Genomic DNA, 24,811 nt, shown 5'->3' on the forward strand with positions numbered 1-24,811 from the left:
ACACCGTCATGCCCGAGGCCACCGCCAAGCCCCTTCTGCTGCTTGTGGATGGCCATTCCCTGGCTTTTCGCAGCTTCTACGCCTTCAGCAAGGGGGGGGAAGGCGGTCTGGCCACCAAAGACGGCCGGCCCACCAGCGTGACCTACGGCTTTCTCAAAGCCCTGCTGGACAACAGCAAAACCCTGAAGCCAGAGGGCGTTGCCATCGCCTTCGACACAGCCGAGCCCACCTTCCGCCACAAAGCGGACGCCAACTACAAGGCCCACCGGGATGTGGCCCCTGAGGTGTTCTTCCAGGACCTCGAACAGCTGCAGCAGATCCTCGAAACGCACCTGCAGCTCCCCCTCTGCATGGCACCGGGCTACGAAGCCGACGATGTGCTGGGAACCCTGGCGAACCGAGCGGCCGACTCGGGATGGGGCGTGCGGATCCTTTCGGGAGACCGCGACCTGTTCCAGCTGGTGGATGACAGCCGCGACATCGCAGTGCTCTACATGGGTGGCGGCCCCTACGCCAAAAGCAGTGGCCCAACGCTGATCCGCGAAGAAGGGGTGCTCGGCAAGCTCGGCGTGATGCCCGACAAGGTGGTGGACCTCAAGGCCCTCACCGGTGACAGCTCCGACAACATCCCCGGCGTGCGTGGTGTTGGTCCGAAAACAGCCATCAACCTGCTGAAGGACAACAGCGACCTCGACGCGGTGTACGCCACCCTCGAGCAAGTGGAAGCCGAAGGGCCGAAAGCAAGCCGGGGCGCCATCAAAGGAGCTCTGAAAGGGAAGCTGCGCGCCGACCGCGACAACGCCTACCTGTCGCGCAAGCTGGCCGAGATTCTCGTCGATGTTCCCCTGCCCAAGGAACCCAGCCTGCCGTTGTCGTCGGTGGATGCCGACGGCCTGAGCAGCTGCCTGGAAGACCTCGAGCTCAACAGCCTGCTGCGCCAGGTGGGCGGCTTTGTGGCGGCCTTCTCCGAAGGGGGCTACGGGGCCAATGCGGAGGCCGCTGCAACCAAGACCCCCCGCCGCTCAGCCACCACAGAACCGGCAACAGCAGAGGCCGCAACCGAGCCGACAACCAACGACGACGTGGGGCTGCCGGCCCTGAAGCCGCAGCTGATCCAGACCGAAACGGCCCTGGATGCCCTGGTGCAGAGGCTGATGGCCTGCACCGACAGCAGCCTGCCTGTGGCCTTCGACACCGAGACCACCGACCTCAACCCGTTCCGCGCCGAACTCGTGGGCATCGGCATCTGCTGGGGAGAGGCCCTGGACGCACTCGCCTACATCCCGCTGGGCCACAAAGGCAGCGAAGACAGCAGCCCGGAGCAGCTTCCCTTGGAAACCGTGCTCACCGCCCTCGCCCCCTGGCTGGCCAGCAGCAACCACCCCAAGGCTCTGCAGAACGCCAAATACGACCGCTTGATCCTGTTGCGGCATGGCGTTGCCCTGGAGGGCGTCGTGATCGACACACTGCTGGCCGATTACCTGCGGGATGCCGCGGCCAAACATGGTCTGGAGCTGATGGCCGAACGGGAGTTCGGCTTCCAGCCCACCGCCTTCACCGATCTGGTGGGCAAGAAGCAAACCTTCGCCGATGTGCCGCTGGAGCCCGCCAGCCTGTACTGCGGTATGGACGTGCACGTCACCCATCGCCTCGCCCTGCTGCTGCGACGTCAGCTGGAGGCCATGGGTCCGCAGTTGCTGCCATTGCTGGAGCAGGTGGAGCAGCCGCTGGAACCGGTGCTGGCCCGGATGGAATCCACCGGAATCCGCATTGATGTGCCCTATCTCCAGGGCCTTTCCGAGGAGATGGGCACCACCCTGCAGCAGCTGGAATCCGACGCCAAAGCGGCCGCTGGAGTGGACTTCAACCTGGCCTCACCCAAGCAGCTGGGGGAGCTGCTGTTCGACACCCTGGGCCTGGATCGCAAGAAATCCCGTCGCACCAAAACCGGCTTCAGCACCGACGCCACCGTGCTGGAGAAACTCGGCAACGACCACCCGGTGGTGCCCCTGGTGCTGGAGCACCGGGTGCTCAGCAAGCTCAAGAGCACGTACATCGACGCCTTGCCGCAGCTGGTGGAGGCGGAAACCGGGCGGGTCCACACCGATTTCAACCAGGCCGTAACCGCAACGGGGCGGCTGAGCAGCAGCAATCCCAACCTGCAGAACATTCCGGTGCGCACCGAGTACAGCCGGCGGATCCGCAAGGCCTTCCTGCCGCAGGAGGGCTGGACCCTGCTCAGCGCTGACTACTCCCAGATCGAGCTGCGCATCCTCACCCACCTCTCGGGAGAAGAGGTGCTGCAGGAGGCCTACCACAGCGGCGACGACGTGCACGCGCTGACCGCCAGGCTGCTGCTGGACAAGGACGAGGTCAGCCCGGACGAGCGTCGGCTCGGCAAAACGATCAACTTCGGTGTGATCTACGGCATGGGAGCCCAGCGCTTCGCCAGGGAAACCGGCGTGAGCCAGAGCGAAGCCAAGGAGTTCCTGGCCAAGTACAAGCAGCGCTACCCGAAGGTGTTCGCCTTCCTCGAGCTGCAGGAGCGGCTCGCCCTCAGCCGCGGTTACGTGGAAACGATTCTCGGCCGCCGGCGGCCGTTCCACTTCGATCGCAACGGCCTGGGGCGGCTGCTGGGCAAGGACCCGCTGGAGATCGACCTGGACGTGGCCCGCCGCGGCGGCATGGAGGCGCAGCAACTGCGGGCGGCGGCCAATGCCCCGATTCAGGGCTCGAGTGCCGACATCATCAAAGTGGCGATGGTGCAGCTGCAAGACGCCCTGCAGCGTCAGGGCCTACCGGCCCAGCTGCTGCTGCAGGTGCACGACGAACTGGTGCTCGAAGTGGCGCCGGACGCCCTGGACGCCACCCGAGAGCTGGTGGTGCAGACCATGGAACAGGCCGTTGCGCTGAGTGTTCCCTTGGTGGTGGAGACCGGCGTCGGCGCGAACTGGATGGAGGCGAAATAAACGCAGCCGAACAGGCCGTAGCCTCAGCCGCAGCTTCTGAACGGCTGTGTCCCTGCGGCTCACCAACACCCTCACCCGCCGCACCGAGCCGTTCACACCCCTAACCCCGGGGAAGGCGAGCATCTATTGCTGCGGCGTGACGGTCTACGACCTCTGCCACCTGGGCCATGCCCGCAGCTACATCAACTGGGATGTGCTGCGCCGCTATCTGATCTGGCGCGGCCTCGAGGTGACCTTCGTTCAGAACTTCACCGACATCGACGACAAGATCCTCAAACGGGCCGGCGAGGAGAACTCCTCGATGACGGAGGTGAGCGAGCGAAACATTGCCTCGTTCCACCAGGACATGGACGCCCTGGGGATCCTGCGGCCCGACCGGATGCCCCGAGCCACCCAGTGCCTGGATGGCATCCGCGCACTGATCGGCGAACTTGAGGCCAAGGGTGCGGCCTACAGCGCTGAAGGGGATGTGTATTTCGCGGTGATGAAGCATGTCGGTTACGGCAAGCTCAGCGGCCGCGACCTGAGCGAACAGCAGGACAACGCCGCCGGGCGGGTGGCCGATGCCGAAGAGGCCCGCAAGCAGCACCCCTTCGATTTCGCACTCTGGAAAGGGGCCAAACCCGGAGAGCCCAGCTTCCCCTCCCCCTGGGGTGAGGGACGCCCCGGCTGGCACATCGAATGTTCAGCCATGGTGCGGGCGGAACTCGGCGACACGATCGACATCCACCTGGGTGGAGCCGACCTGGTGTTCCCGCACCACGAAAACGAGATCGCCCAATCCGAAGCCGCCACCGGTCAGGACCTGGCCCGGGTGTGGATGCACAACGGCATGGTCAATGTGGGCGGCCAGAAGATGAGCAAGTCGCTCGGCAACTTCACCACCATCCGTGCGCTGCTGGAGAGTGGGGTCTCAGCGATGACCCTGCGCCTGTTTGTGCTGCAGGCCCACTACCGCAAACCCCTTGACTTCACCGCCGAGGCCCTTGAGGCCGCAGCCACCGGCTGGAAGGGTCTGAATGCAGCCCTGAGCCTTGGCGATCGCCACGGCGAGAGCCTCGGCTGGAGCACGGCCGCACCGCTTACAGAGGGCGCCATCACGGCCGATGGAGGTCCAGCCGACACCGCTCTGGTGGAGCTCGAACAACGCTTCATCAGCGCCATGGACGATGACCTGAACAGCTCGGGCGGACTGGCCGTGCTGTTCGATCTGGCCAAGCCTCTGCGGGCCCTCGCCAACCGGCTGGAACGGGGGGAAGACGCCGCCCTGCCTGAGCCCGAGTTGAAAGGTCTGGAGGGGCGTTGGCAGCTGCTGCGACACCTGGGGGCGGTGCTTGGACTGCGCTCGGAAGCGGAAGCCGCCACCAGCCTCGACGACGGCGCCATTGATGCAGCCATCGCGGCACGCAAGGCAGCGAAAGCAGCGAAGGATTACGCCGAGGCCGACCGGATCCGGGATGAGCTCGCCGCCCAGGGGGTTGAGCTGATCGACAAACCCGGCGGGGTGACGGAGTGGATCCGCGCCTGATCCCGGCAGACTGAACCCCGACCCTGTTGCTCCCCATGCTCTGGCTGAAGAAGCTGAACTTCATGGAAACCGCCAAGCTCGAGATGGAGCTGATGAAGGCCCTTGATGCCGGCGAGGATCTTGAGGCGAAGCTCACGGCTCAGAAGCAATTGGCCGCGTCCACGGGCGATGCGGAGCAAGCCTGGAAAGCAGAGGTGTGGGACAAGATGCTGCAGAGGATTCGCAAGATGGAATCCATGCTCAATTCCTCGGATCAGCCGTAGGCACCCGCCAGGTGAATCCCCTCAGCTGGGGATCAGATCAATCACGCTGATCACCAGACCAACGGTGATCACCGGCGGCGAAATCCAGCGCAGCATCACCAGCAGAAAGCGCTGCAGCCAGATCGGGCTCCCCGAATGGCTGAGCTCCTCTTGAAAACGGGCGGGAAGCACCCAACCCAGCAACAGGGCCAGAAGCAAGCCCCCCAGAATCAGCAGCAGGCCCCCGAACACGGAATCCATCCAGCCGAGAACCTCCATGGAGGTGGCCGCTGGAAGACCGGCCACAAAGATCAACGCCGCGGACACCCAGACGGCCCGGGAGCGGCTCCACCCCAGGCGATCGATCAAACAGGCCACTGGCACCTCCAACAGCGACACCGCTGAGGTGATCGCTGCAATTAGGGCCAGAGCAAAAAAGAGCACCGCCACCAGCTGACCTGTGGCGCCCAGCGAGCCCAGGCCCGTGGGCAGCGCGATGAAGATCGTGCCCAGGGTGGAGCCACTGATCACATCCTGGAGGCCAAAGCTCATCACCACGGGGAAGGTGACCATGCCGGCCAGCAAGCCCACAGCGGTGTCCATCCCCACCACCGCCACGGCTTCCCGCGGCAGGTGGGCGCGCCGGCTCAGGTAGGCCGAATAGGCCAGGATGCAGCCGATGCCCGTGCCAATCGAGAAGAAGGCCTGAGTGAAGGCATTGCGAATCGTGGTGGGGTCCTGCAGCTGGCTGTTGTCCCAGCGGAGCAGGAAGGTGCGATAGCCCTCCGAGGCCCCATCAAGACCAGCGGCCCATACCGCAAGGCCAATCAGCAGCACAAACAACAGCGGCAGCCCCCAGCGGGACAACCGCTCAATGCCTCCGCGGACGCCGGCCGCCACCACAGCAGCAGTCGCCGCAAGGCTGAGCAGCTGGCCGATCAAGGCGGAGCGGCCGCCACTGAGGCCGGCGAAAAAGGCTTCCGCTGAAGCGATATCCGCCGGGAGCCCCTGGGTGAGGGTCTGCACCAGGGTGGCCCCGGTCCACCCCATCAACACGGCATAGAAGGCCAGGATTCCACTGGCCGCCAGCACGAACAGCCAACCCATCGGCTGCCAACGGCGACCGGCGGCCGCCACTGGCGCGAGCAGGGGGCTTTGGCCGGTGCTGCGCCCCAGCACCATTTCGGCCACCAGCACCGGCAGGCAGACCAACAGCACAATCACCACGTAGAGCAGCAGGAAGGCGCCGCCACCTCCCTGGGAGGCGCGGTAGGCAAAGCCCCAGAGATTGCCCAGACCCACGGCACTGCCCGCAGCCGCCAGGACAAACCCCAGGCCCGATCGCCACTGTTCCTTCGCCATGCGCTCTCCACAAGCTGTCCGCCAGCTTGCCAGCGTTCAACGGTCCTGGTGGGAGACTTGTCGCAACTGCCGGAACAGCATGAAAGCCATCAGCGTGCTGGGATCCACCGGTTCGATCGGCACCCAGACCCTCCAGATCGCTGAGGAGTTTCCGGAGCAGTTCCGCGTTGTGGCCCTGACGGCCGGCCGCAACCTGAAGCTGTTGGTTGACCAGGTTCAGCGGCATCGCCCTGAGGTGGTGGCCCTGGCCGATGCCGATCTCCTGCCCGAACTGCAGGAGCGTCTGCAGGACGCCGGCGTCACAGGCGCTGATGCACCCCAGCTGGTGGGAGGTGCTGATGGTCTCAACGTTGCTGCCGCCTGGGACAGCGCCGACTTGGTGGTGACGGGCATTGTTGGTTGCGCCGGTCTGTTGCCGACCCTGGCGGCGATCCGCGCCGGCAAAGACCTGGCTCTGGCGAACAAGGAAACGCTGATTGCAGCCGGCCCCGTGGTGCTGCCGGAGCTGAAGAAGAGCGGCAGCCGTCTGCTGCCGGCGGATTCGGAGCACTCAGCAATTTTCCAGTGCCTGCAGGGAACTCCCTGGGCTGAAAACGCACGCCTCTCCACCGGCGTGCCCACACCGGGGCTGCGCCGGATTCAGCTCACAGCCTCCGGCGGCGCCTTCCGCGACTGGACGGCCGCTGACCTTGAAAAGGCCACCGTGGCCGATGCCACCAGTCACCCCAACTGGAGCATGGGCCGCAAGATCACCGTGGATTCCGCCTCCTTGATGAACAAGGGGCTGGAGGTGATCGAAGCCCATTACCTGTTCGGCCTGGATTACGACCACATCGAGATCGTGATCCATCCGCAGAGCATCATCCATTCGATGATCGAACTGGCGGATTCCTCCGTGCTGGCCCAACTGGGCTGGCCCGACATGAAGCTGCCGATCCTCTACTGCCTCAGTTGGCCCTCTCGCCTGGAGACGCCATGGCGGCGACTGGATCTCACGGAAGTGGGTCAGCTCAGCTTCCGGGCCCCCGATCCCGCCAAGTACCCCTGCATGGAGCTGGCCTACGCCGCCGGACGCGCCGGCGGCACCATGCCTGCGGTGATGAATGCTGCCAACGAGGAAGCCGTGGCGCAGTTCCTCGAGGAGAAGATTCACTTCCTCGACATCCCAGCCGTGATCGAGGCCGCCTGCGAGCGTCATAAACCCGATCTGATGGCCCAACCCCAGTTGGACGACGTGCTGCGGGTGGATCAGTGGGCGCGAACCGCCGTGCGGGAACAGGTGAACCGCGGGGTGACCCGTTTGCCCATGGGAGCGCTCGCCGCTTAGGCATGCAACGGGTCAGCCATCACCTCCTGCTCTGTGCAACCGCCACCAAAGCCAAATGCTGCGATTCAGCGGTTGGAGCACAAACCTGGAATGAACTGAAGAGCGTTGTTCGCGAACTGAATCTCGAAAATACGGAACGCCCGGAGGGAATTGTTCTGCGCAGCAAAGCCGATTGCCTCAGGGTGTGTGAACGAGGGCCGATTCTTCTGGTCTGGCCAGACGGAATTTGGTACGCCGACGTTTCGCCTGATCGCGTCAAAAGAATCATCAAACAACACATCATCGGCCAACAACCCGTTGAAGAATGGATTCTCAAAAGAACACCATTCGAAGCAACCACTGGCGCCCCTTCAGGCGAAATTTGATCCCAAATCAATCCAGCAAAGCATTAGCGAAAGGCTCAATTCGCACCCAAGAGAAGGAACTCTGAGCAAAAGGAACTTGAAATCCAGCTGGAATTCCAAACAACGAAATCCGAACAATTGCTATTGAGCTCTTGAGCACCATGCGCCCACAGGTCGCAGCCCAGGCAATTATGATGGAAACCTTAAGCGCCAACGGATGAGCGCTTGTCTTGAGGCTTCCATTTGGCATTTGCAACTGCGACCCGACCCGCAAATCCAGCCCCTGAAGACAGCGCTGAATCAATCCTCTACCCGAGCAAAGCTGAGCTGCTCAGCGCCTTGCCAGCAGAGCTCTCCAAGCTGAGCCCAGCGAAGTCCTGGGCGAGTCTGGCCATGTCTGCTGGGCTTTCGCTTCTGGCAGTCGGCCTGGGAACCCTTCTCCCGCTCTCGGCAGCCGCCGTCCCCCTCTGGCTCCTCTACGGCATGATCACCGGCACCATCGCGATGGGCTGCTGGGTGATCGCCCATGAATGCGGCCATCACGCCTTCCACCCCAACCGCCGGATTGAAGGCGTTGTGGGCTTTGTTCTGCACAGCATTTTGCTGGTGCCGTATTACAGCTGGGCCCACAGCCATGCGGTGCACCACGCCCACTGCAATCACCTGGAACAGGGAGAAACCCATGTTCCGCCGCGGGCAACGTCACCGATGGGACGAACCACCGAACAGCTCAAGCAGAGGTTGAATCCCACCGTCTTCGGGATCATTTCTCTGTTCAATCACCTCGTGATTGGCTGGCAGCTTTATCTCTTCCTGGGCGCCACCGGCGGCGAGGACTACGACTCCCCCACCTCTCATTTCTGGAATCGCAAGCGCAATTTCAACGGCAAACGCCGTCTTTTCCCTCAGTCCTTCGGCAAGTGGATGCTGCGATCCAACCTGGGATTGCTCGCCATGGTTGCCCTGCTGATTATCGCCTCAGTGCAGTTTTCCCTGCTCCGTGTGCTGTGCGTCTACGGCCTGCCCTACCTGGTGATCAACATGTGGCTGACCACCTACACCTGGCTGCAGCACACCAACACCGATATCCCTCACTTCTCCAACGAAACCTGGACGTGGTCGAAGGGAGCCCTGCAAACGGTTGATCGTCCCTACGGGCCCATCCTCAACCTGCTGCACCATGGAATCGGCTCAACCCACGTGTGCCATCACGTGAATTCATCGATTCCGCACTACAACGCCTGGCGTGGAACTCAACTGCTGAGGCAGAGGTTTCCTGAGCTGGTGCGCTACGACTCAACACCGATCCACAAAGCGCTGTGGAGGATTGCCACCCGCTGTGGTGGCGCTGTGTACCAGAACCCAAGCGATCGGGCCTTCTACTACTCAAGCGATAGGGCCCCACAACATGTGGGGATCACGGCTTAGCCAGCAACAACGTCCCTGAGCCAGGCCGCCGCCAACTGGTCGCCCCAGCAGCCATCACGGCCATGGAAACCGTTGTGCCCTCCCCGTGGCGTGAACAACGTGCGAATCGCAGCCTCCGGCGGCAGCTCCTCTGCCAGATCCATTGCAGAGGAGGCAGGAACCCAAGGATCATCCAGGGCCTGCAAAAGCAAGGTGGGCGGCATCGCTTTGCAGGCGGGCAGTAGATGCTGCAGGGGTGAAGCCTCGCGGTAGTAGGCCTCCACATCTACAAACCCCCAGCGGGGAGCCGTCACCGCACTGTCGAACTCACGAATCGAACGGGGGGGCGACGCCTGCAATTTGGCTTCCTCGTCGGCGCTCACCCCGAAGGGATCTGCCAGGGTCTGACGCACCAACCGCTTGAGCAGCCAGCGTTGGTAGACCCGATTGCGCGGTCGCTCGATCGAGGCGCTGCAGGCCGCCAGATCCAGGGGACTGCTGGCACAGAAGAGGCCATCAAGCACACCGGGGGAAGCCAGAGCGGCATTTAGCAGCATGGTGCCGCCCAGGGAGATGCCTGCCCCCAGCAGTGGGCGACCCGCCGCCAGGCTTCGGGCCCGAGCAATCACCGGCAGCAGATCGCTGTTGCAGCGTGCTGCATAGGTGCCACCCGCAAGGTGGCGGCCTGGATCAGCACCGCGCAGGTTGAGGCGCAGCACTGCAAAACCGGCGGCCTGGAGCGCCACACCCATCCGCCTCAGGCCTTCCCGGGAACTGGATCCGCCCAGCCCATGGAGCAGCAGAACCAAGCCCTTGGGGTCCCCTTCCGGCAGATCGAGCAGGGCCAGCAACGACCCGGCAGCCGCCGCTCCACTGGGCAGGGCTGGCACGGGAATTTCAATCGGAACCCCTTGATCGTGGGGGAGATCCACCTCGCGCAGGGTGTCGCGCAGGGTTTGCAGGTCGCCGCCGATCCAGGGCCAGCGCTGCTCAAACGACGGAACCCCCAGCCGCTCCCGCAGCCGGGGGTTATCCACGCCGCGGGCCATCACTTCTTGCCCAGTCCCAGATCCTTGAGTTCCACCAGAAGGTCGCCGAGCACCTTCTTGGCATCGCCGAACAGCATCGAGGTGTTGGCCAGCTCGAACAGATCGTTCTTGATGCCGGAGTAGCCAGCGCTCATGCCCCGTTTCACCACGAACACCGTGCGGGCGTCCTGGACATCCAGAACGGGCATGCCGTAGAGCGGCGAATTGGGGTCGTTCTTGGCCTGGGGATTGACCACATCATTGGCACCCAGCACCAACACCACGTCGGTGGCGGGGAACTCGGGATTGATCTGATCCATCTCCTGCAGCTGCTCGTAGGGCACATCGGCCTCAGCCAGGAGCACGTTCATGTGACCCGGCATACGACCGGCCACCGGGTGAATGGCATAGGCCACATCGATACCAGCGCTCTCCAGCACCCGAGTCACTTCCCTGAGCGTGTGTTGCGCCTGAGCCACGGCCAAGCCATAGCCCGGAACAATCACCACCCGTTCAGCGGCCTCAAGGGTGAGAGCGCACTCCTCAACACTGCAGCTGGTGATGTTGGTGTATTCACCGCCGCCACCGCCTGCAGCGGTCGTGGCACCCAGGGCGCCACCGAACAGAACAGACACCAGGGAACGGTTCATGCCGTTGCACATCACCTGGGTGAGGATCAGGCCAGCAGCACCAACCATGGCGCCGGCCACGATCAGCAACTGGCTGCCCACCACGAAACCGGCAGCAGCGGCAGCCACACCGGAATAGCTGTTCAGCAGGGAGATCACCACGGGCATGTCGGCGCCGCCGATCGGCAGCGTCACCCCGATTCCCAGCAGGCCGGAGGCCACCACCAGCAGCCAGAGGCCCGTGCTCGAATCAGCGTTGCGCAGCATCTCAACGGCACCCACAAGGGATGCCACCGCCAGCGCAATGTTCACGGCGTGCCGCGCCTTGCTCTGCATCCAGGCCGGCGTGGACAGCCAACCCTGCAGCTTGGCCATGGCCACGATCGAGCCGGTGAAGGTGATCGCACCCACGAACACGGAGACAACGATCGACACCACGGCCACAGGGCCTGCCGCATCGAGGGCCGCCGGGTAAAGCGCAGCAGCCAGAGCCACCAGCAGTGACGACATGCCACCGCAGCCGTTGAAGAGGGCGACCGTCTCCGGCATCGAGGTCATCGGCACCCGCTGGGCGGTGATGGCGCCGAGCACACCACCCACCAACGTTCCGGCGATGATCCAGGTCCAGGCGGCGATACTGATGCCGCTGGTGCCGAGGTAGTTGATCAGCAGACCCAGCACCGCAAGGCCCATGGCCACAGCGGCCAGCTGGTTGGCGCCCCTGGCGGATCGCACCTTGGAGAGACCTTTGATGCCGAGGGCCAGCAGCAGAACCGCAACCAGCTCGATCACGTATTTGAGAAGGTCAGTCATCAGCGGTTCTCCTTGCGAGCAGGCTTGCGGCTGAACATGGCCAGCATGCGATCGGTCACGAGGAAGCCCCCGATCACGTTGAACAGGGCAAAGCCCAGCGAGACGGAACCGAGCAGCAACAGCACGGTGTTGTCGCCGGCTTTGATGATGGCGGTGAGTGCTGCCAACACGGTGATGCCCGAGATGGCATTGGCACCACTCATCAAGGGAGTGTGCAGGGTGGGGGGAACCTTGCCGATCAGCTCCAGCCCAAGCAGGCTGCCAAGCAGGAGAACCCAGAGGAATTCAACAAACATCAGTTGGCACCTGGGGTAAGGACATCGCCACGACGGATGGTGCCGTCCTGGGCGATCAGACAGCCGGCGATCAGTTCATCCTCGGGATCAAGGCTGAGGACGCCGTCCTTCAAGGTGGGCTCCAGCAGAGCCACGAGGTTGCGGGCGTAGAGCGCACTGGCGTGATTGGGAACGCTGCAGGGCAGGTCGTTACCACCGATCAGCTTCACACCCTTGCGATCCACGGTCTGACCAGGAACGGTGTCGGCACAGTTGCCGCCCTGGGCCACGGCCAGATCCACCACCACCGCGCCGGGGCGCATCCGATCGAGCATGTCTTCGCTGATCAAACGCGGAGCGCGGCGGCCGGGCACCTGGGCGGTGCAGATGGCCACGTCGGCCTCCGCCAGCTGATCAGACAGCTGCTGACGCTGGGCCGCCAGGAAGGCATCGGAGGCCTGTTTGGCATAGCCACCGGATTCCGAAGGCTTGTCCTCCATTTCGGGAGGCTCAATGAAACGGGCGCCGAGGGATTCCACCTGCTCCTTCACCGCAGGTCTGATGTCACTGACGTACACCACCGCACCCAGACGGCGCGCCGTGGCCACGGCCTGAAGGCCCGCCACGCCGGCCCCAAGAATCACCACCTTGGCCGGCTGAACGGTGCCCGCAGCAGTCATCAGCATCGGGAAATAACGGTCCAGCGCGGCGGAGGCCAGCAGCACCGACTTGTAGCCCGCGATGTTGGCCTGGGAGGAGAGCGCATCGGCGGACTGCGCCCGGCTGATCCGGGGCAACAGCTCGAGCGCCATGGCTGAAAGGCCGCTGCGCTTCAGGGCGGCGGTCAGCTCTTCGTTGGCGTAAGGGGACAGCAGACCCACCACCAGCGCTCCCTGGCGCAAGCGGGCCAGGGTGGCTGCGCTCGGCGATTGAACACAGAGGAGAACGTCGGCCTGACCCCAGGCCGACGTGTCTCCTTTCTCAATGAGATCTGCGCCCTGCTCGGCATAGGCCTCATCGAGGTATCCGGAGGGAGTACCGGCTCCGCATTCGACTGCGACGCTGCAGCCCAACGAGATGAATTTTTTGACCGTGTCCGGCGTTGCCGCGACCCGGGTTTCTCCCGGTGTCGACTCCACCGGTATCAGAAGTCTGGGCAAGGCGAACACAACCACCGACCCAAGCGAGGTTACGAGGTCGCCTTCTCGCGATCAGGAACCTTCCTGAAGAAAGGCCCTCAGTTCTGTCGCTCTTGCTACGTGAAGTGCACCCTCTGTGCTCCCCATGGGTCTCAGCGCAATCGAGTGTCCCGACGGCCTCTGCCACAGCCACCACGGTGGCCATGCCGTCGAACGGGAAACCATGCAGTCCACCCTCCAGTTGCACGGCAAAGACTGGTGTGAACGACTGGCGGAGCGGATTTATGAAATCTCCGTCGACACCTTTTCGCAAAGCGTGATGCCGAGCCTGCACACGGCTGGCTGGCAGCGACGCCATCTCGACTGGGAGTTCAAGCTCAACGACGGCGAGAGCGAACCCGATCGCACCCTGGTGGACGGGATGATCAACGCCACGGAAAGCTTCCTGCGCAGCAGCGAGGTGCACCGCCTGTTCATCCAGGAACTCGTGCAGGGCACCTTCGCGGAGGCCGAAAACGACGACCTGCGCATTCAGGCGGTGCGCACCTTGGTGGAGACCGAGATCGTGGCGATGCTTGAGGAGCACAAAGAGGAGCTGCTGGATCGGCTCGCGCAGCAGCTGCTGGACACCGCCAAGGGGGATTTCACGGCAGCTCGCTCCGCCTCGGAGGAGGCCTTGAAGGAGGTGGAGCACCTGGTGGTTAACCACGCCGAAGCGCTCTGAAGCAGGCTCTCTGAAACAGGCGCTGATGATCCAAGACGTGCTGCCGGATCAGACGATCGGCAGCACTTCCTGTTCGAGGCCGGCGGCCCCGTTCACCTCTCCGCGGCGGTGCAGGACGCGGGCCCGAAGAATCAACGGATCGATGTCGCATTCGAGTTGCCAGCAGCCATCGAGCTGGTCGCGCTGCTGATCAAGGGGGCTGCTGAAGAAACGACGTTGGGCCATGGCGATGGGCGGGACCCGATCCCGATGGAGCTGATGGCCGGACGGTAGAGATGCCACGGCGCAAAGGAATGGTTAAAAAGACTCATCTTCCCGGGAGGTGATATCCCAGCCGTCAGCTTCAACCTCCCGGCCAGGCAGACCACGAACGAGGTTCAACCAAGGCAGTGGCAGCAACAGCTGATTCAGCTGCTGCTGCGCAGGCTCGAGCTCGAGGGCAGCAGCCGCGACCTGCTGGTGTTTGCCGGCCCCGGGGCAGGCAAAACCCTCGGAGCGTTGATGGGATTCCGCGCCATGCGTGATCAAGGCCGGCTGGACCATTTCCTGGTCTTCTGCCACCGGACCTCAATCCTCAATCAGTGGAAATCCGCCGCGGCGCGTCTTGGCTTGCGGCTGGAGGAGTGGCCCTGCCCGCCGGAGCAAAGCCAGGACGCCGATGGCTTGTTGGTGACCTATCAGGGGGCCGGTCGCCAGCGCGAGGCTCTGGGGGCACGGCTCGAGCAATGGGGCCTGAGCTCCTGCATGGCGATCGCCGATGAGGCCCACCATCTCGGCGTTGATCCCGACGAACCGGATGCCACCGCCTGGGGGCAGACCTTTCTGGAGCTGACCGGCAGCGTGCGGCTGCGCCTGGGGCTCACGGGCACCCCCTTTCGTGCCGACAACCTGGCGTTCTGCGCCGCCCGGCGCATGCGGGTGCGGCTGGATGACGGCGGTTGGGTTGAGCAGATCCGACCGGATCTCTGCGTTGAACCCAGGGACTTGATCGCCGCAGGGGATGTGCGCCCCCTGGAGTTCCGTTTTCAGGACGGCTGGGTGGAACACAGCCGCGAAGGACACCCGGAGCGCGACGTTTCCCCCCTCTCGGCGGAGCAACGGGAAAGCTGGCGTGCGCGCAACCTGCGACGCGCCATCCGCCTGGCCGACAGCAGCAGCATTGGTCAGCAGGTGCTGCTGCGCGCCCAGCAGAAGCTGAACCAGTTGCGTGAGCGACAACCGCAGGCTGCTGGTCTTGTCATCGCCCGCGACATCAGCCATGCCGAAGCCATCAGCCGGGTGTTGATGGACGACGGCAACCGGGTGGAGTTGATCCATTCCCAGAGCCCACAAGCAACAGAGCGCTTGAACGCCTTCCAAAGCGGTGACGCCGATTGGCTGGTGAGCATCGACATGTGCGCGGAGGGCTTTGATGCGCCGCGTCTGCGGGTGGTGGCCTATCTGACCACCGTGGTGACCCGCAGCCGTTTTGTGCAGGGCATCACCCGGGCTGTGCGGATGACGCCGGAACTGGCCGCCCGTGAAGCCATTCCCAGGGAAGCCTCCTACGTGTTTGCTCCAGCAGACCCACTGCTGATGGACTACGCCCGCTCATGGTCGGTGGCCGAGCCCTACGTGCTGCGGCCTCAGGAGCAGGAGGCCGAAGACGAGCAGCCGGGGGTTGGCGCCTGGCGCGGACCGAGCCTTCCCCTGGAAGCGGTGGAGGACGGAGCCGGCGCTGTGATCCGGCTGAAAACGCCCGAATTACCCGCTTTTTTGCAGCGCTGAGCACAGCATTGGCCAGAGGAAAATGCGAATTTGTGCAAATGGAGGGCTGAAAGGGACCCCCTATCCGCCAACCTGATCAACATCGAGGAGACAGTCATGGACGCCGCAATGGAACGCCGGATCGTCGTTGCAACGGGCTGGGCATCCACGCGCATCGCAGTCCTGGACAAGGAAGAGCGCTATGAAGACAGTTATGCGATAACGCAAGAATTCTGCGAATGGATCACATGCATCGGCGAAAACGTGGAGATGCTTGAGGCCAATGTTTTGGCAGCTCCGCGCAACCCGAGCAAACGGCGTCCGATTCACGACCCCAGCTCCAACGACTCACAAGTTGAAATCTGAAGTTTTTCTTAAATTCTTCTAAGTCCCATTCATTCATTTCCAAGCCTTTACTCACGTCGGCTTCCAGCAGGGCTTTAGATTTAACTCATAGTCAGTTCGCTTAAGCGGTGGGTCAAGCCGGTACGGATCACATCGAAAACCTGGTCATCGTTGGGTCAGGGCCAGCCGGGTACACAGCCGCCATCTACGCAGCACGGGCCAACCTTCAACCGCTGCTGATCACTGGGTTCCAACGCGGTGGCATCCCCGGTGGCCAGCTGATGACCACCACCCATGTGGAGAATTTTCCGGGCTTCCCTGATGGTGTGCTCGGGCCCGACCTGATGGACCTGATGAAGTCCCAGGCGGTGCGTTGGGGCACCCACCTGCTGGAAGCAGATGCCGACAGCATTGATCTGAGCTCCAAGCCCTACCGCATTGAGGTCGAGGGGCAGACCATCCGCACCCACGCCCTGGTGATCGCCACCGGCGCCAGTGCCAACCGCCTCCAACTTCCCTCAGAGCAAACCTTCTGGAGCAAAGGCATCAGCGCCTGTGCGATCTGTGACGGCGCCACGCCGCAGTTCCGCAATGAGGAACTCGCCGTGGTGGGCGGCGGCGACTCCGCCTGCGAGGAGGCGGTGTACCTCACCAAGTACGGAAGCCATGTGCATCTGGTGGTGCGCTCCGACAAACTCCGCGCCAGTGCCGCGATGGCTGATCGGGTGTTGGCCAACGACGCGATCACGGTGCACTGGAACAGCGAAATCGAGGACGTGAGCGGGAACGACTGGATGCAGTCGATGACCCTGCGCAATCGCATCGAGGCCAGTTCATCCACCATCGCCGTCAAGGGGCTCTTCTATGCCATCGGCCACACCCCCAACACCGATCTGCTTCAGGGGCAAATCGATCTGGACGACAAGGGTTACCTGACAACGCAACCCGGACGACCGGAAACGTCCATGGAAGGCGTTTTCGCGGCCGGCGATGTGGCCGATGCCGAATGGCGACAGGGCATCACCGCAGCTGGCAGCGGCTGCAAGGCGGCCTTGGCAGCGGAGCGCTGGCTGAGTCACCACAACCTGGCCACCCGGGTGCAGCGTGAGCAGGTGGAGCCAGCGGTGGCTGAACGCCCGGTGAATGTGGATGTCACCACGGAAGCCACCTACGACCCCCAAGGGCTTTGGCAGAAAGGGAGCTTTGCCCTGCGCAAGCTGTATCACGACAGCGCCAAGCCGCTGCTGGTGATTTACACCTCACCGAGTTGTGGCCCTTGCCACGTGCTGAAACCCCAGTTGCAACGAGTGATTGAAGAACTGGATGGATCAGCCCAAGCCGTTGTGATCGACATCGAAGCCGATCAGGAGATCGCTGAACAAGCCGGAGTGAATGGCACACCCACGGTGCAGCTGTTCCACAACAAGGACATGGTGAAGCAGTGGCGCGGCGTGAAACAGCGCAGTGAATTCAAAGCTGCGATTGAAGCTTGCCTTCAGGCTGCCGCCTGAGGGCAGCAGCCCTCAGCGACGGCCCTCAACGGCGACGCGGTCCGCCGGGGCGGTTACCGCCGGGACGCCCGCCGGGAGCACCGGCATTGCGCTCGCGGTAGGTGATGCGGCCGCGGGTGAGGTCGTAGGGGCTGATCTCCACCAGCACCTTGTCACCCGCGAGCAATTTGATCCGGAACTTGGTGAGCTTTCCAGCGGCTCTGCAGAGGCATTGGTGGCCAGCAGGCTGCTCGAGGGTGACCAGATAGAACCCGTTGCCCTGTTCCTTCTCGATCACGCCCGAGGTTTCGATCATGCGCTGGTGGCCAGTTCTGTCTTGCTGCAGCCAGTTTAGAAGGCCACTTGCACCCCGCAGAAGCAACACAGCCCTTAGGCTCCAACGCCGACACACATCCCCCTGCCGTGATTCTCCCCCCGTTGAGCCTGGATCTCGGCCTGCTGTTGATCTCCATTGGCGTGGTCAACCTGTGGAGGATGCGCGAAAACGCAAGCTGACTTGACGACGCTGCTGCTGAACAAGCCCTACGGGGTTTTGAGTCAATTCACGCCGGAGGAGGGAAGCCGCTGGCGTTGCCTGAGCGACTTTGTTGATGTGCCCCAGGTGTATGCCGCGGGCCGGCTCGATGCCGACAGCGAGGGGCTGCTGATCCTTACCAGCAACGGACGTCTACAACAGCGCCTCACTGACCCTCGCTTTGGCCATTGGCGCAGCTACTGGGCGCAAGTGGAAGGAACTCCCAACACCACTCAACTGCAACAGCTTTGCGATGGGGTTGTGGTCCAGGGGCGCCGGACCTTGCCGGCGAAGGCGCGCTGGCTTCAGGGCCAAGACCAACCGACGTTGCCCGAGCGAACACCTCCGATTCGTTTTCGCGCTGCGATTCCCACCAGTTGGTTGCAGCTGTCCCTCACCGAGGGGCGCAACCGGCAGGTGCGCCGGATGACGGCGGCTGTTGGCCTGCCGACGTTGCGTCTGGTGCGCTGCTGCATCGATCTGATGGACAACGGTCCCCCGCTGGACCTAACGGACCTTCAACCCGGCAGTTGGCGAGTGGTGACTGCAGCTGAACAGGAACGGCTCAACCGGCTGATCAGCAGCAGCTCGAGCGCTGGTGCTCAGCGGGGAGGACATCGGCGGGGAGGGCACCGACGAGGGTGACCGCCCGGAATTCAATGCCCTCCACCACACGCCAGGGCTGCTCACTGCGATCGGCGTAGCGAACCTGCTCAAAGCCGAGAGCTTCGAAGGCCTCCAGGAAGGCCTGCTCCTGCCATGCGCCGCTGATGCAGCCACTCCAGAGATCAGGGTCCTGCTGCAAACGCAGGGGCACCACCTGATCGCAGACAATGTCGCTGATGGCAACGCGACCACCGGGGGCCAGGACCCGGCGAATGTTGGCCAGGAGCCTGTCGCGTGCTGATGGGTTCACCAGGTTGAGCACACAGTTGCTCAGCACCACATCGATCGAACCGTCTGCGATCAGGGGTTCACCTGTGGCCGTGGGGGCATCCAGGGATTCGATGGCCCCATCAACAAAACGGACGTTGTCGAAGCCCACGGCTGAAGCAACAACCGGGATCGCTTGACGCGACAAGGCCAGCATGTCGGCGTTGCGGTCCACACCGGTCACACGGCCGGATGCACCGACAATTTGGCCGCAGATGAAGGCGTTTTTTCCGCTGCCGCTGCCCAGGTCCAGCACGCGGTCCCCTTGCTTAACCCAGCGGGTGGGGTCACCACAGCCGTAATCCCGTTCAACGACTGCATCAGGAATCACCTTGAGCAGGGCAGGGTCGAAGCCGACCGGGGTGCAAAGGCAGGCTTCCTGCTCTTGGGCCGCAGCCCCGTAGCGGGCTTCCACCGCCCGGGTTTGATCCAGCGACTGGGGCACTGGGGACGAACAACACGATTCCGCCATCAGCCGATCGACTCCTGCAGCTCACGCACCACATTCCACTGGCCGTACCAGTAGTTGGCCTCAGCCCGTCGATCGGGGTCCTCCACACCATCCACCGCATCGGGGCCCACAGACTTCCACGACTCATGGCCACAGACGCGGTTGAGGCCTTGTTCCGCCTCATCCGACAACAACTGCAGACGCCGCTGCAGGTTTTTGAGCTGAGCGACAGCCATCAGAACAGGAGCAATTGAGGCGATAGTACAAAAGAACCAAAAGGGATCAAGGTTCAGAAAGGCAGCTTTTTCTTCGCATCCTTGTCGAGATCGGCTTCCATCTCGCGAAGGCGCTTCAGGATCGTGTCGTAGTACTCACCGATGTAGCCCTCCATGTCCGTGGTCTCCGAGGCCTCAAGACCGAAGGCGGCGTAGCTGTTCTGCATGGGGGCATCCAGGGTCTGACCGCTGCCGGTGACCTCAGCAAAAGCCAAGCGCTCCGCCACGTTGACGGCAGGTTCGAAGAAGGATGCCACCCCCTGCATCAGGTTCATCAGGACGGGCTGCACACGAAACACACGGGCTGTCTTGCCGCTGCAGCGTTCACAGAGCTGCACCAGTTCGCCGGTGTTCCAGGCCTTGGGGCCAACAACGGGGTAGGTGCCACGCACGGTTTCCTCCCGCTCGAGCGCCGCAACGGCGAAGCGGGCCATGTCCTGGGTGTTCATGTAGGCGATGGCCGTGGGGCTGCCACTGACCCACACCGTCTGGCTTTCCAGAACGGGAATGGCGAACTGACTGATCACACCCTGCATGAAGGCGGCACCCTGCAGGATCGTGTAGTCGAAATCAGACGACTCCAGCAGCTTCTCCGTGCAGGCCTTGATGTCCATCAAGGGAACCTCGCGGTGCTGATGCGCGCCCAGAAGCGAGAGAAATACAAAACGCTTCACCTCTGCGCGCTCACAGGCACGAAGCAGATTGAGTTTTCCGTCCCAATCGGTTTCGTAAATGCTGCGGGAGTCGTTGGGGCGACTGGTGGATGCATCGATTACGGCATCCATGCCCTCGAGGGCGTAATCGAGGCTGTCGGGTTCCAACAGGTCACCCCGGGTCAGCTCACAACCCCATTCCTGCAGAAAAGCAGCCTTGCGGGGGGTCCGCACCATGCAGCGCACCTGGTGACCGGCATCAAGGGCACGACGGGCGATCTGTCGTCCCAGGGTGCCGGTGCCACCCACCACAAGCACTTGCATCGGCGCCTACCTCACGAGGGGTGGAGCCTAATGGCCCCAGTACCAAAGCGACTGCCTCAGTCGTCGCCTTGCAGTTTCAGCAGCAGAGCACCACCAGCGAGGCCGACGGGAATCAAGACCCAGAAGATCGCAGCAGTTCCAAAAATCTCAGCAGCCATGGTCTGGGCAAAGCGATCACCCGCCCATTTAAATCCCTTCCCCCCGCAGGCTGGCGCAGATCTGTAACAGCTGCGGTAATTCCGCATCTGTTCGCACCTGGCCAGGCATGACGCCACTGGCACTGGCGCGATAACCCGCCGCCTGAAGCGCCTGCACCAATGGCCCCAGAGCTGGTGGTCCGCCGATGCCCAGCCGTCGAACCAGCTCATCAGTGGGCCAGACCGTGGGGCGATCACCGGGATCCGCCTGCAGGCGCTGCATCAATCGAAGGGTGGCGGGGCTGATCTGCTGACGCCCCAGCTGTTGAGCCTCGGCAATCAGCTGCTGCAACAACTGCGGCTCCTGCAAGGGACCGATCCACAGTGGGCCGCTGATGCTCCAGCGCCCCTGCCCAGCCACGCAATCACAGGCAGGCCAGCCGCTGAGCTTGAGCAGGGGCTGCACCCGCTGGGCTCCGCAGCGTTCACAACGGGCCACCAGCCCCAGCTTCTGTTCATCGCCCGCGGGGATCTGACGCCGCAGGCGCAGGGCGAGGCGAAAGGTGCGGCCTTCACTGAAGCTGAACAGCGGCTGCAGTCCGCGGCCCAGCATCCAGGCCTGCCGCGCCACCAGCCCGATCTGCTGCCGCAATGCCATTTCCCAGCTGGAGGGATGGGCGCGAGCGGCAGCCCCGAGGCTGCGGATGGCGCCCGGCCGGTCGTGGCCGGTGGGGGAGCGACCATCCGTGGAGGCCAGGAACAACAGGCCGTCGAAGCGCAGAGCCTGAAGGGCCGGCTGAATCAGAGGCCCAGGAGCACCAAAGGCATCAAGGTCGATGAAATCGAACCAGTGGCGCTCAACAATCGAGCGGTGCAGCAGCAGGTCTGCAGCCTCAGCCGTGAGCCGGTTTGAACACCCGAGTCCCGCCGCATTGGCCTGGATCAGCGGCAGCCGGTCGGGATCCCCATCGTTGATCCAGAGCTCCGTTTCAACGGCCGGGTTGGCCAGCGCCTCCAACCCCCAGCGCAGGGCCCTGATCCCGCAACCGGCCATGAGATCCAGCCAGCGCAGGGGCCTCGTGGCGTTGAGGCTCTGGTGACGGGCCAGCAACACCGAAAGGTCCCGGGCCGGACGCGACTCAGGCCTGAAAAAGCCTGGGCCAAGGCTGAGCTCAGCCAAACCTTCGCGATAGTGATGATCGGTTGAGGTCAGAAGGGTGCCGCCTGCTGCTGTCCAGACTGCCGAGTGGGGTGTCCAGAGCACCTGGCAGTGGAGGGGCTGGCCCTGCCACTGGCGGGTCAGCGGCCCTGAAGGGGGCCCTGCCCTGCTGCTGTTGCACGGTTTCGGCGCCGCCAGCGGACACTGGCGCCACTGCGCGCCGCGCCTGGCTGACCAGGGCTGGCGCGTCTACAGCCTGGATCTGCTGGGTTTCGGCCAATCCGCCCAGCCGGCGCGGCCGATGGACAACCGGCTCTGGGCCCTGCAGGTGTGTGCATTCCTCGATCAGGTGGTGCAAGGGCCAGCAGTGGTGATCGGCAATTCCCTGGGGGGTCTGACCGCACTCACCGCGGCGGTGCTGGCGCCGAAACGGGTGCGGGCGGTGGTCGCCGCGCCCCTGCCGGACCCTGCCCTGATTCAACCGCTGCCGAAACGACGGGCGCCCTGGCGGCGGCGTTGGCAACGGCGCCTGCTCGCCCTAGTGCTGCAAGTGCTCCCGCTTGAACTTGTGGTGCCCTTGATCGCGCGCACGGGCCTGCTCAAAGCCGGACTTCAGGGGGCCTACTGGCAGTCGATCCAATCCGACCCGGAGCTGCTGCAGCTGATCGCCCGTCCGGCCCGGCGCCCTACAGCAGCCCGGGCCCTGCGGGGCATGAGCCTGGGCATGGCCAACCGTCCCCGAGGCGCCACCGCCCCAGCCCTGCTCGAGCAACTGCGGGTGCCGATGCTGCTGATCTGGGGCCGTCAGGACCGGTTTGTGCCCCTGGCCATCGGGGAATCCGTGGCCGCCAGCCACCCAGAACTCGAGCTGAGGGTGCTTGATCGCTGCGGCCACTGCCCCCATGACGAAGCGCCTGATCGCTTCCTGGCTGTGTTGTTGCCCTGGCTGGACCGTAACTTGGGAGGACCAGACCGGCAGGGGACGACCAGCGGCGATGAAACACACCCTTTCGGTGGTGGTTGAAGACGAATCCGGCGCACTCAGCCGGATCGCAGGACTCTTCGCCCGACGCGGCTTCAACATCGACAGCCTGGCTGTCGGCCCAGCGGAGGCCGAAGGGCAATCGCGCCTGACCATGGTGGTGGAAGGCGACGACCAGACGCTCCAGCAGATGACCAAACAACTGGACAAGCTGGTGAATGTTCTTCAGGTGCTCGACCTGACCCAGCGCCCCGCCGTGGAGCGGGAGCTGATGCTGCTCAAAGTTTCAGCACCGGCAGCATCCCGGGGCGCCGTGATCGAACTCGTTCAGGTGTTCAGGGCCAAGGTTGTGGACGTGGCCGATGAAGCCCTGACCCTGGAAGTGGTGGGGGATCCCGGAAAGCTGGTGGCCCTTGAACGGTTGATGGCCCCCTTCGGCATTCTCGAGATCGCCCGCACCGGGAAGGTGGCCCTAGAGCGGGCCTCAGGCGTGAACACCGAAATGCTCAAGGTGTCTCCCAGCCAGAGCCGGGTGCCGGCCTGAGTTACTGCGTGATCGCAGCCTTGGTGATGCGATCTCCTTGCTGGATCGCATCCACCACCTCCATGCCATCCACCACACGGCCGAAGACGGCATAACGACCGTCGAGTTCCGGCAAGGGACGCAAGGCCACATAGAACTGGGCGCTGGCGGAGTCAGGAGCCTGCGAGCGGGCCATGGCCACCGCTCCGCGCTCATGGGTCAACTCCAGGCCATCAAGTTCTGCCGGATTGGTGCTGACCCTGCTGTAGCGGGGCTGCGGCTCGGATCGGAACTTGATCTCAAGCGGGATCATCCGCGCCTGGCCGTTGTCGGGATCCACAAAACTGCCGGTACCGAGCTGCCCCAGGGGAACGGACCGATCACTGGATTGCGGATCGCCCCCCTGAACCACAAAGGGAACGGGCTCGCGAACAACGCGGTGGAACATGGTGCCGTCGTAGGTGCCGCGCCGCACAAGATCGATGAAATTGCCGGAGGTGAGAGGAGCGGCATCGCCGTTCACTTCAATCGTGAACTCGCCCTGGCTCGTCTGCATGGTGACGGTGGCCAGACCCTGCAGGCAGGCCGCCTGAGCATCAGCACAACCGGTCACCACCGAAGCGCGCGGGGAAGGGCTGCAACTCACCAACAACGGGATGAGCAGCAACAGCGTCCAGGAACGAAGACGACGCATCGGATCAAAGACCCTCAAGGTTGACGCCCAGGAAGCGGGCCAGTTCAGCACCGTCCTTCTCCAACTGAGCCAGAGGAAGCGGTTCACCAACGCGGGTGAGCGGCATGTCACGGCGTCCCTGAATTCTCAGGGCGACGCGGCGGCGCGCATTGAAGCCATCGCGCACCTCCACCTTCACCGCCTTGACGTCTTTGAGCGGAATTTCCACCAGAACGGGTTTGCGGAAACCACGACGGCTGATGGTCACCACGCCGGCATCTTTATCGAAGCGATTGCTGCCGCCGCCAACGTTCACGGCGATCACATACCAGAGATACGTGGCCAGCAACGCCGCAGCCAGGCTGTACAAACCCATCACCAGTCCCTGGGGCACGAACACCAGCGCAGCGGGGTGTCCGAGGGGGAGCAGGTCGCGACCGAGGTAGCTCGAGAGCGAAGCCAGAAGGAAGCCCACGCCCCCAATCGTGACGGCCGAAGCCACCAGAAAATTCGAAAGACGACGGGAGCCGAGCACGGGTTGCTCGAGCACTGCTGCGGACATGACCCAGCCAGAACGAAGCGCCATTGTGACCGCAGAAAGGCCCCGACGACGAAATAGGAAAAAATCCCTAAGGAACAGAGCGATACAGGGCGTTTCAGCTCACGCAAATCAGCCCCGCAGGTCGCGTGAAGATTGTTAAGGTCGCGGCGTATCCCACAGCCTGCGGCTTTCCGCACCGTTCACCTCTCATGACGATCGCTGTAGGACGCGCGCCACAGCGGGGATGGTTTGACGTC

27 protein-coding genes are annotated in these 24,811 nt (G+C 63.7%); 12 read left to right on the forward strand and 15 right to left on the reverse strand.

Annotated features, from left to right (window positions below):
- The first annotated feature begins 8 nt into the window (after window positions 1–8).
- Genes polA through DXY35_RS08240 form a run of 3 tightly spaced genes read left to right on the forward strand, consistent with a single transcriptional unit; the run spans window position 9 to window position 4,760 of the window.
- Complete coding sequence (polA, locus tag DXY35_RS08230) at window positions 9–2,969, forward strand: DNA polymerase I (protein WP_115081895.1); 2,961 nt, start codon at window positions 9–11, stop codon at window positions 2,967–2,969.
- Between the two features lie 46 nt (window positions 2,970–3,015).
- Entirely contained in the window at window positions 3,016–4,497 is a 1,482-nt protein-coding gene (gene cysS, locus DXY35_RS08235) for a cysteine--tRNA ligase (RefSeq protein WP_115081896.1), read from the forward strand.
- Between the two features lie 35 nt (window positions 4,498–4,532).
- Entirely contained in the window at window positions 4,533–4,760 is a 228-nt protein-coding gene (locus tag DXY35_RS08240; RefSeq protein ID WP_115008620.1) for a hypothetical protein, read from the forward strand.
- Window positions 4,761–4,781: 21 nt separating this feature from the next.
- Here DXY35_RS08240 and DXY35_RS08245 read toward each other — a convergent pair whose 3' ends face one another.
- A complete protein-coding gene (locus DXY35_RS08245; protein ID WP_115081897.1) occupies window positions 4,782–6,101 on the reverse strand; it encodes a sodium-dependent transporter in 1,320 nt (439 codons plus the stop codon).
- A 79-nt stretch (window positions 6,102–6,180) separates the two neighbouring features.
- Here DXY35_RS08245 and DXY35_RS08250 point away from each other — a divergent pair, with 79 nt between their 5' ends.
- Complete coding sequence (locus DXY35_RS08250) at window positions 6,181–7,428, forward strand: 1-deoxy-D-xylulose-5-phosphate reductoisomerase (RefSeq protein WP_115081898.1); 1,248 nt, start codon at window positions 6,181–6,183, stop codon at window positions 7,426–7,428.
- Between the two features lie 65 nt (window positions 7,429–7,493).
- Here the strand turns inward: DXY35_RS08250 and DXY35_RS13295 are convergent, their stop codons facing one another.
- A complete protein-coding gene (locus DXY35_RS13295) occupies window positions 7,494–7,718 on the reverse strand; it encodes a hypothetical protein (RefSeq protein WP_170950559.1) in 225 nt (74 codons plus the stop codon).
- Window positions 7,719–8,015: 297 nt separating this feature from the next.
- Here DXY35_RS13295 and DXY35_RS08260 point away from each other — a divergent pair, with 297 nt between their 5' ends.
- The gene (locus DXY35_RS08260) at window positions 8,016–9,200 is read left to right on the forward strand and encodes a fatty acid desaturase (RefSeq protein ID WP_115081900.1); all 1,185 of its coding nucleotides are present in this window, start codon (window positions 8,016–8,018) and stop codon (window positions 9,198–9,200) included.
- On the opposite strand, the gene DXY35_RS08265 is transcribed toward DXY35_RS08260, so the two are convergent.
- The 4 genes from DXY35_RS08265 to DXY35_RS08280 are packed head-to-tail and all read right to left on the reverse strand — an operon-like array spanning window position 9,197 to window position 13,084.
- On the reverse strand, window positions 9,197–10,228 hold the full coding sequence (locus DXY35_RS08265) for an alpha/beta fold hydrolase (protein ID WP_170950560.1): 1,032 nt from the start codon (window positions 10,226–10,228) through the stop codon (window positions 9,197–9,199). The genes DXY35_RS08260 and DXY35_RS08265 overlap by 4 nt on opposite strands.
- Window positions 10,228–11,649 carry an NAD(P)(+) transhydrogenase (Re/Si-specific) subunit beta gene (locus DXY35_RS08270; RefSeq protein WP_115081901.1) on the reverse strand — a complete coding sequence of 474 codons (1,422 nt, stop codon included), beginning with the start codon at window positions 11,647–11,649 and terminating at the stop codon, window positions 10,228–10,230. The genes DXY35_RS08265 and DXY35_RS08270 overlap by 1 nt, the downstream gene beginning before the upstream one ends.
- Window positions 11,649–11,945 carry an NAD(P) transhydrogenase subunit alpha gene (locus DXY35_RS08275; RefSeq protein WP_011364925.1) on the reverse strand — a complete coding sequence of 99 codons (297 nt, stop codon included), beginning with the start codon at window positions 11,943–11,945 and terminating at the stop codon, window positions 11,649–11,651. Before DXY35_RS08275 ends, DXY35_RS08270 begins: the two co-directional genes overlap by 1 nt.
- On the reverse strand, window positions 11,945–13,084 hold the full coding sequence (locus tag DXY35_RS08280) for a Re/Si-specific NAD(P)(+) transhydrogenase subunit alpha (protein ID WP_244273032.1): 1,140 nt from the start codon (window positions 13,082–13,084) through the stop codon (window positions 11,945–11,947). Before DXY35_RS08280 ends, DXY35_RS08275 begins: the two co-directional genes overlap by 1 nt.
- A gap of 124 nt (window positions 13,085–13,208) precedes the next feature.
- Here DXY35_RS08280 and DXY35_RS08285 point away from each other — a divergent pair, with 124 nt between their 5' ends.
- Entirely contained in the window at window positions 13,209–13,787 is a 579-nt protein-coding gene (locus DXY35_RS08285; protein WP_115008613.1) for an EF-1 guanine nucleotide exchange domain-containing protein, read from the forward strand.
- Between the two features lie 48 nt (window positions 13,788–13,835).
- Here DXY35_RS08285 and DXY35_RS12480 read toward each other — a convergent pair whose 3' ends face one another.
- Entirely contained in the window at window positions 13,836–14,069 is a 234-nt protein-coding gene (locus tag DXY35_RS12480; RefSeq protein WP_136975370.1) for a hypothetical protein, read from the reverse strand.
- 45 nt (window positions 14,070–14,114) lie between these two features.
- On the opposite strand from DXY35_RS12480, the gene DXY35_RS08290 reads away from it, so the two are divergent.
- From DXY35_RS08290 to trxB, 3 genes are all read left to right on the forward strand, one after another.
- Entirely contained in the window at window positions 14,115–15,554 is a 1,440-nt protein-coding gene (locus DXY35_RS08290) for a DEAD/DEAH box helicase (protein ID WP_115081902.1), read from the forward strand.
- A 96-nt stretch (window positions 15,555–15,650) separates the two neighbouring features.
- The gene (locus tag DXY35_RS08295; RefSeq protein WP_115081903.1) at window positions 15,651–15,899 is read left to right on the forward strand and encodes a hypothetical protein; all 249 of its coding nucleotides are present in this window, start codon (window positions 15,651–15,653) and stop codon (window positions 15,897–15,899) included.
- Window positions 15,900–16,006: 107 nt separating this feature from the next.
- A complete protein-coding gene (gene trxB, locus DXY35_RS08300; protein WP_115081904.1) occupies window positions 16,007–17,389 on the forward strand; it encodes a thioredoxin-disulfide reductase in 1,383 nt (460 codons plus the stop codon).
- Between the two features lie 25 nt (window positions 17,390–17,414).
- On the opposite strand, the gene infA is transcribed toward trxB, so the two are convergent.
- Window positions 17,415–17,684, reverse strand: coding sequence for a translation initiation factor IF-1 (gene infA / locus DXY35_RS08305; protein ID WP_006041809.1), 270 nt, complete (start codon window positions 17,682–17,684; stop codon window positions 17,415–17,417).
- A gap of 201 nt (window positions 17,685–17,885) precedes the next feature.
- Between infA and DXY35_RS08310 the strand changes: the two genes are divergently transcribed.
- The gene (locus DXY35_RS08310; RefSeq protein WP_244273034.1) at window positions 17,886–18,548 is read left to right on the forward strand and encodes a pseudouridine synthase; all 663 of its coding nucleotides are present in this window, start codon (window positions 17,886–17,888) and stop codon (window positions 18,546–18,548) included.
- Here DXY35_RS08310 and DXY35_RS08315 read toward each other — a convergent pair.
- The 5 genes from DXY35_RS08315 to DXY35_RS08335 are packed head-to-tail and all read right to left on the reverse strand — an operon-like array spanning window position 18,481 to window position 21,856.
- The gene (locus DXY35_RS08315; protein WP_115081906.1) at window positions 18,481–19,308 is read right to left on the reverse strand and encodes a methyltransferase domain-containing protein; all 828 of its coding nucleotides are present in this window, start codon (window positions 19,306–19,308) and stop codon (window positions 18,481–18,483) included. The two genes, DXY35_RS08310 and DXY35_RS08315, sit on opposite strands and share 68 nt — an antisense overlap.
- The gene (locus tag DXY35_RS08320; protein ID WP_115081907.1) at window positions 19,308–19,523 is read right to left on the reverse strand and encodes a hypothetical protein; all 216 of its coding nucleotides are present in this window, start codon (window positions 19,521–19,523) and stop codon (window positions 19,308–19,310) included. The genes DXY35_RS08315 and DXY35_RS08320 overlap by 1 nt, the downstream gene beginning before the upstream one ends.
- 53 nt (window positions 19,524–19,576) lie before the next feature.
- A complete protein-coding gene (locus tag DXY35_RS08325) occupies window positions 19,577–20,539 on the reverse strand; it encodes an NAD(P)H-binding protein (RefSeq protein WP_115081908.1) in 963 nt (320 codons plus the stop codon).
- 56 nt (window positions 20,540–20,595) lie between these two features.
- On the reverse strand, window positions 20,596–20,697 hold the full coding sequence (gene petM / locus DXY35_RS08330) for a cytochrome b6-f complex subunit PetM (protein WP_011364936.1): 102 nt from the start codon (window positions 20,695–20,697) through the stop codon (window positions 20,596–20,598).
- 28 nt (window positions 20,698–20,725) lie between these two features.
- On the reverse strand, window positions 20,726–21,856 hold the full coding sequence (locus DXY35_RS08335) for a N2,N2-dimethylguanosine tRNA methyltransferase (RefSeq protein WP_115081909.1): 1,131 nt from the start codon (window positions 21,854–21,856) through the stop codon (window positions 20,726–20,728).
- A 37-nt stretch (window positions 21,857–21,893) separates the two neighbouring features.
- Between DXY35_RS08335 and DXY35_RS08340 the strand changes: the two genes are divergently transcribed.
- Together DXY35_RS08340 and ilvN are read left to right on the forward strand one after the other, a co-directional pair.
- On the forward strand, window positions 21,894–22,859 hold the full coding sequence (locus tag DXY35_RS08340; RefSeq protein WP_115081910.1) for an alpha/beta fold hydrolase: 966 nt from the start codon (window positions 21,894–21,896) through the stop codon (window positions 22,857–22,859).
- Entirely contained in the window at window positions 22,831–23,361 is a 531-nt protein-coding gene (ilvN, locus tag DXY35_RS08345) for an acetolactate synthase small subunit (protein WP_011364939.1), read from the forward strand. The genes DXY35_RS08340 and ilvN overlap by 29 nt, the downstream gene beginning before the upstream one ends.
- A 1-nt stretch (window position 23,362) precedes the next feature.
- Here the strand turns inward: ilvN and DXY35_RS08350 are convergent, their stop codons facing one another.
- The gene (locus tag DXY35_RS08350; protein ID WP_114988613.1) at window positions 23,363–24,034 is read right to left on the reverse strand and encodes a peptidylprolyl isomerase; all 672 of its coding nucleotides are present in this window, start codon (window positions 24,032–24,034) and stop codon (window positions 23,363–23,365) included.
- Window positions 24,035–24,038: 4 nt separating this feature from the next.
- On the reverse strand, window positions 24,039–24,575 hold the full coding sequence (locus tag DXY35_RS08355; protein WP_115009215.1) for a photosystem I assembly protein Ycf4: 537 nt from the start codon (window positions 24,573–24,575) through the stop codon (window positions 24,039–24,041).
- Window positions 24,576–24,811: the final 236 nt, after the last annotated feature.

The sequence above is a fragment of the Synechococcus sp. N32 genome (assembly GCF_900473895.1).
Taxonomy (GTDB): domain Bacteria; phylum Cyanobacteriota; class Cyanobacteriia; order PCC-6307; family Cyanobiaceae; genus Parasynechococcus.

Bases quoted from the DNA above. Each gene is read 5' to 3' on its own strand.
- polA (WP_115081895.1), top strand. From the start codon at position 9: ATGCCCGAGGCCACCGCCAAGCCCCTTCTGCTGCTTGTGGATGGCCAT.
- DXY35_RS08240 (WP_115008620.1), top strand. From the start codon at position 4,533: ATGCTCTGGCTGAAGAAGCTGAACTTCATGGAAACCGCCAAGCTCGAG.
- DXY35_RS08245 (WP_115081897.1), bottom strand. From the start codon at position 6,101: ATGGCGAAGGAACAGTGGCGATCGGGCCTGGGGTTTGTCCTGGCGGCT.
- DXY35_RS08250 (WP_115081898.1), top strand. From the start codon at position 6,181: ATGAAAGCCATCAGCGTGCTGGGATCCACCGGTTCGATCGGCACCCAG.
- DXY35_RS08265 (WP_170950560.1), bottom strand. From the start codon at position 10,228: ATGGCCCGCGGCGTGGATAACCCCCGGCTGCGGGAGCGGCTGGGGGTT.
- DXY35_RS08270 (WP_115081901.1), bottom strand. From the start codon at position 11,649: ATGACTGACCTTCTCAAATACGTGATCGAGCTGGTTGCGGTTCTGCTG.
- DXY35_RS08275 (WP_011364925.1), bottom strand. From the start codon at position 11,945: ATGTTTGTTGAATTCCTCTGGGTTCTCCTGCTTGGCAGCCTGCTTGGG.
- DXY35_RS08285 (WP_115008613.1), top strand. From the start codon at position 13,209: ATGGGTCTCAGCGCAATCGAGTGTCCCGACGGCCTCTGCCACAGCCAC.
- DXY35_RS08295 (WP_115081903.1), top strand. From the start codon at position 15,651: ATGGACGCCGCAATGGAACGCCGGATCGTCGTTGCAACGGGCTGGGCA.
- infA (WP_006041809.1), bottom strand. From the start codon at position 17,684: ATGATCGAAACCTCGGGCGTGATCGAGAAGGAACAGGGCAACGGGTTC.
- DXY35_RS08315 (WP_115081906.1), bottom strand. From the start codon at position 19,308: ATGGCGGAATCGTGTTGTTCGTCCCCAGTGCCCCAGTCGCTGGATCAA.
- DXY35_RS08320 (WP_115081907.1), bottom strand. From the start codon at position 19,523: ATGGCTGTCGCTCAGCTCAAAAACCTGCAGCGGCGTCTGCAGTTGTTG.
- DXY35_RS08325 (WP_115081908.1), bottom strand. From the start codon at position 20,539: ATGCAAGTGCTTGTGGTGGGTGGCACCGGCACCCTGGGACGACAGATC.
- petM (WP_011364936.1), bottom strand. From the start codon at position 20,697: ATGGCTGCTGAGATTTTTGGAACTGCTGCGATCTTCTGGGTCTTGATT.
- ilvN (WP_011364939.1), top strand. From the start codon at position 22,831: ATGAAACACACCCTTTCGGTGGTGGTTGAAGACGAATCCGGCGCACTC.
- DXY35_RS08350 (WP_114988613.1), bottom strand. From the start codon at position 24,034: ATGCGTCGTCTTCGTTCCTGGACGCTGTTGCTGCTCATCCCGTTGTTG.
- DXY35_RS08355 (WP_115009215.1), bottom strand. From the start codon at position 24,575: ATGTCCGCAGCAGTGCTCGAGCAACCCGTGCTCGGCTCCCGTCGTCTT.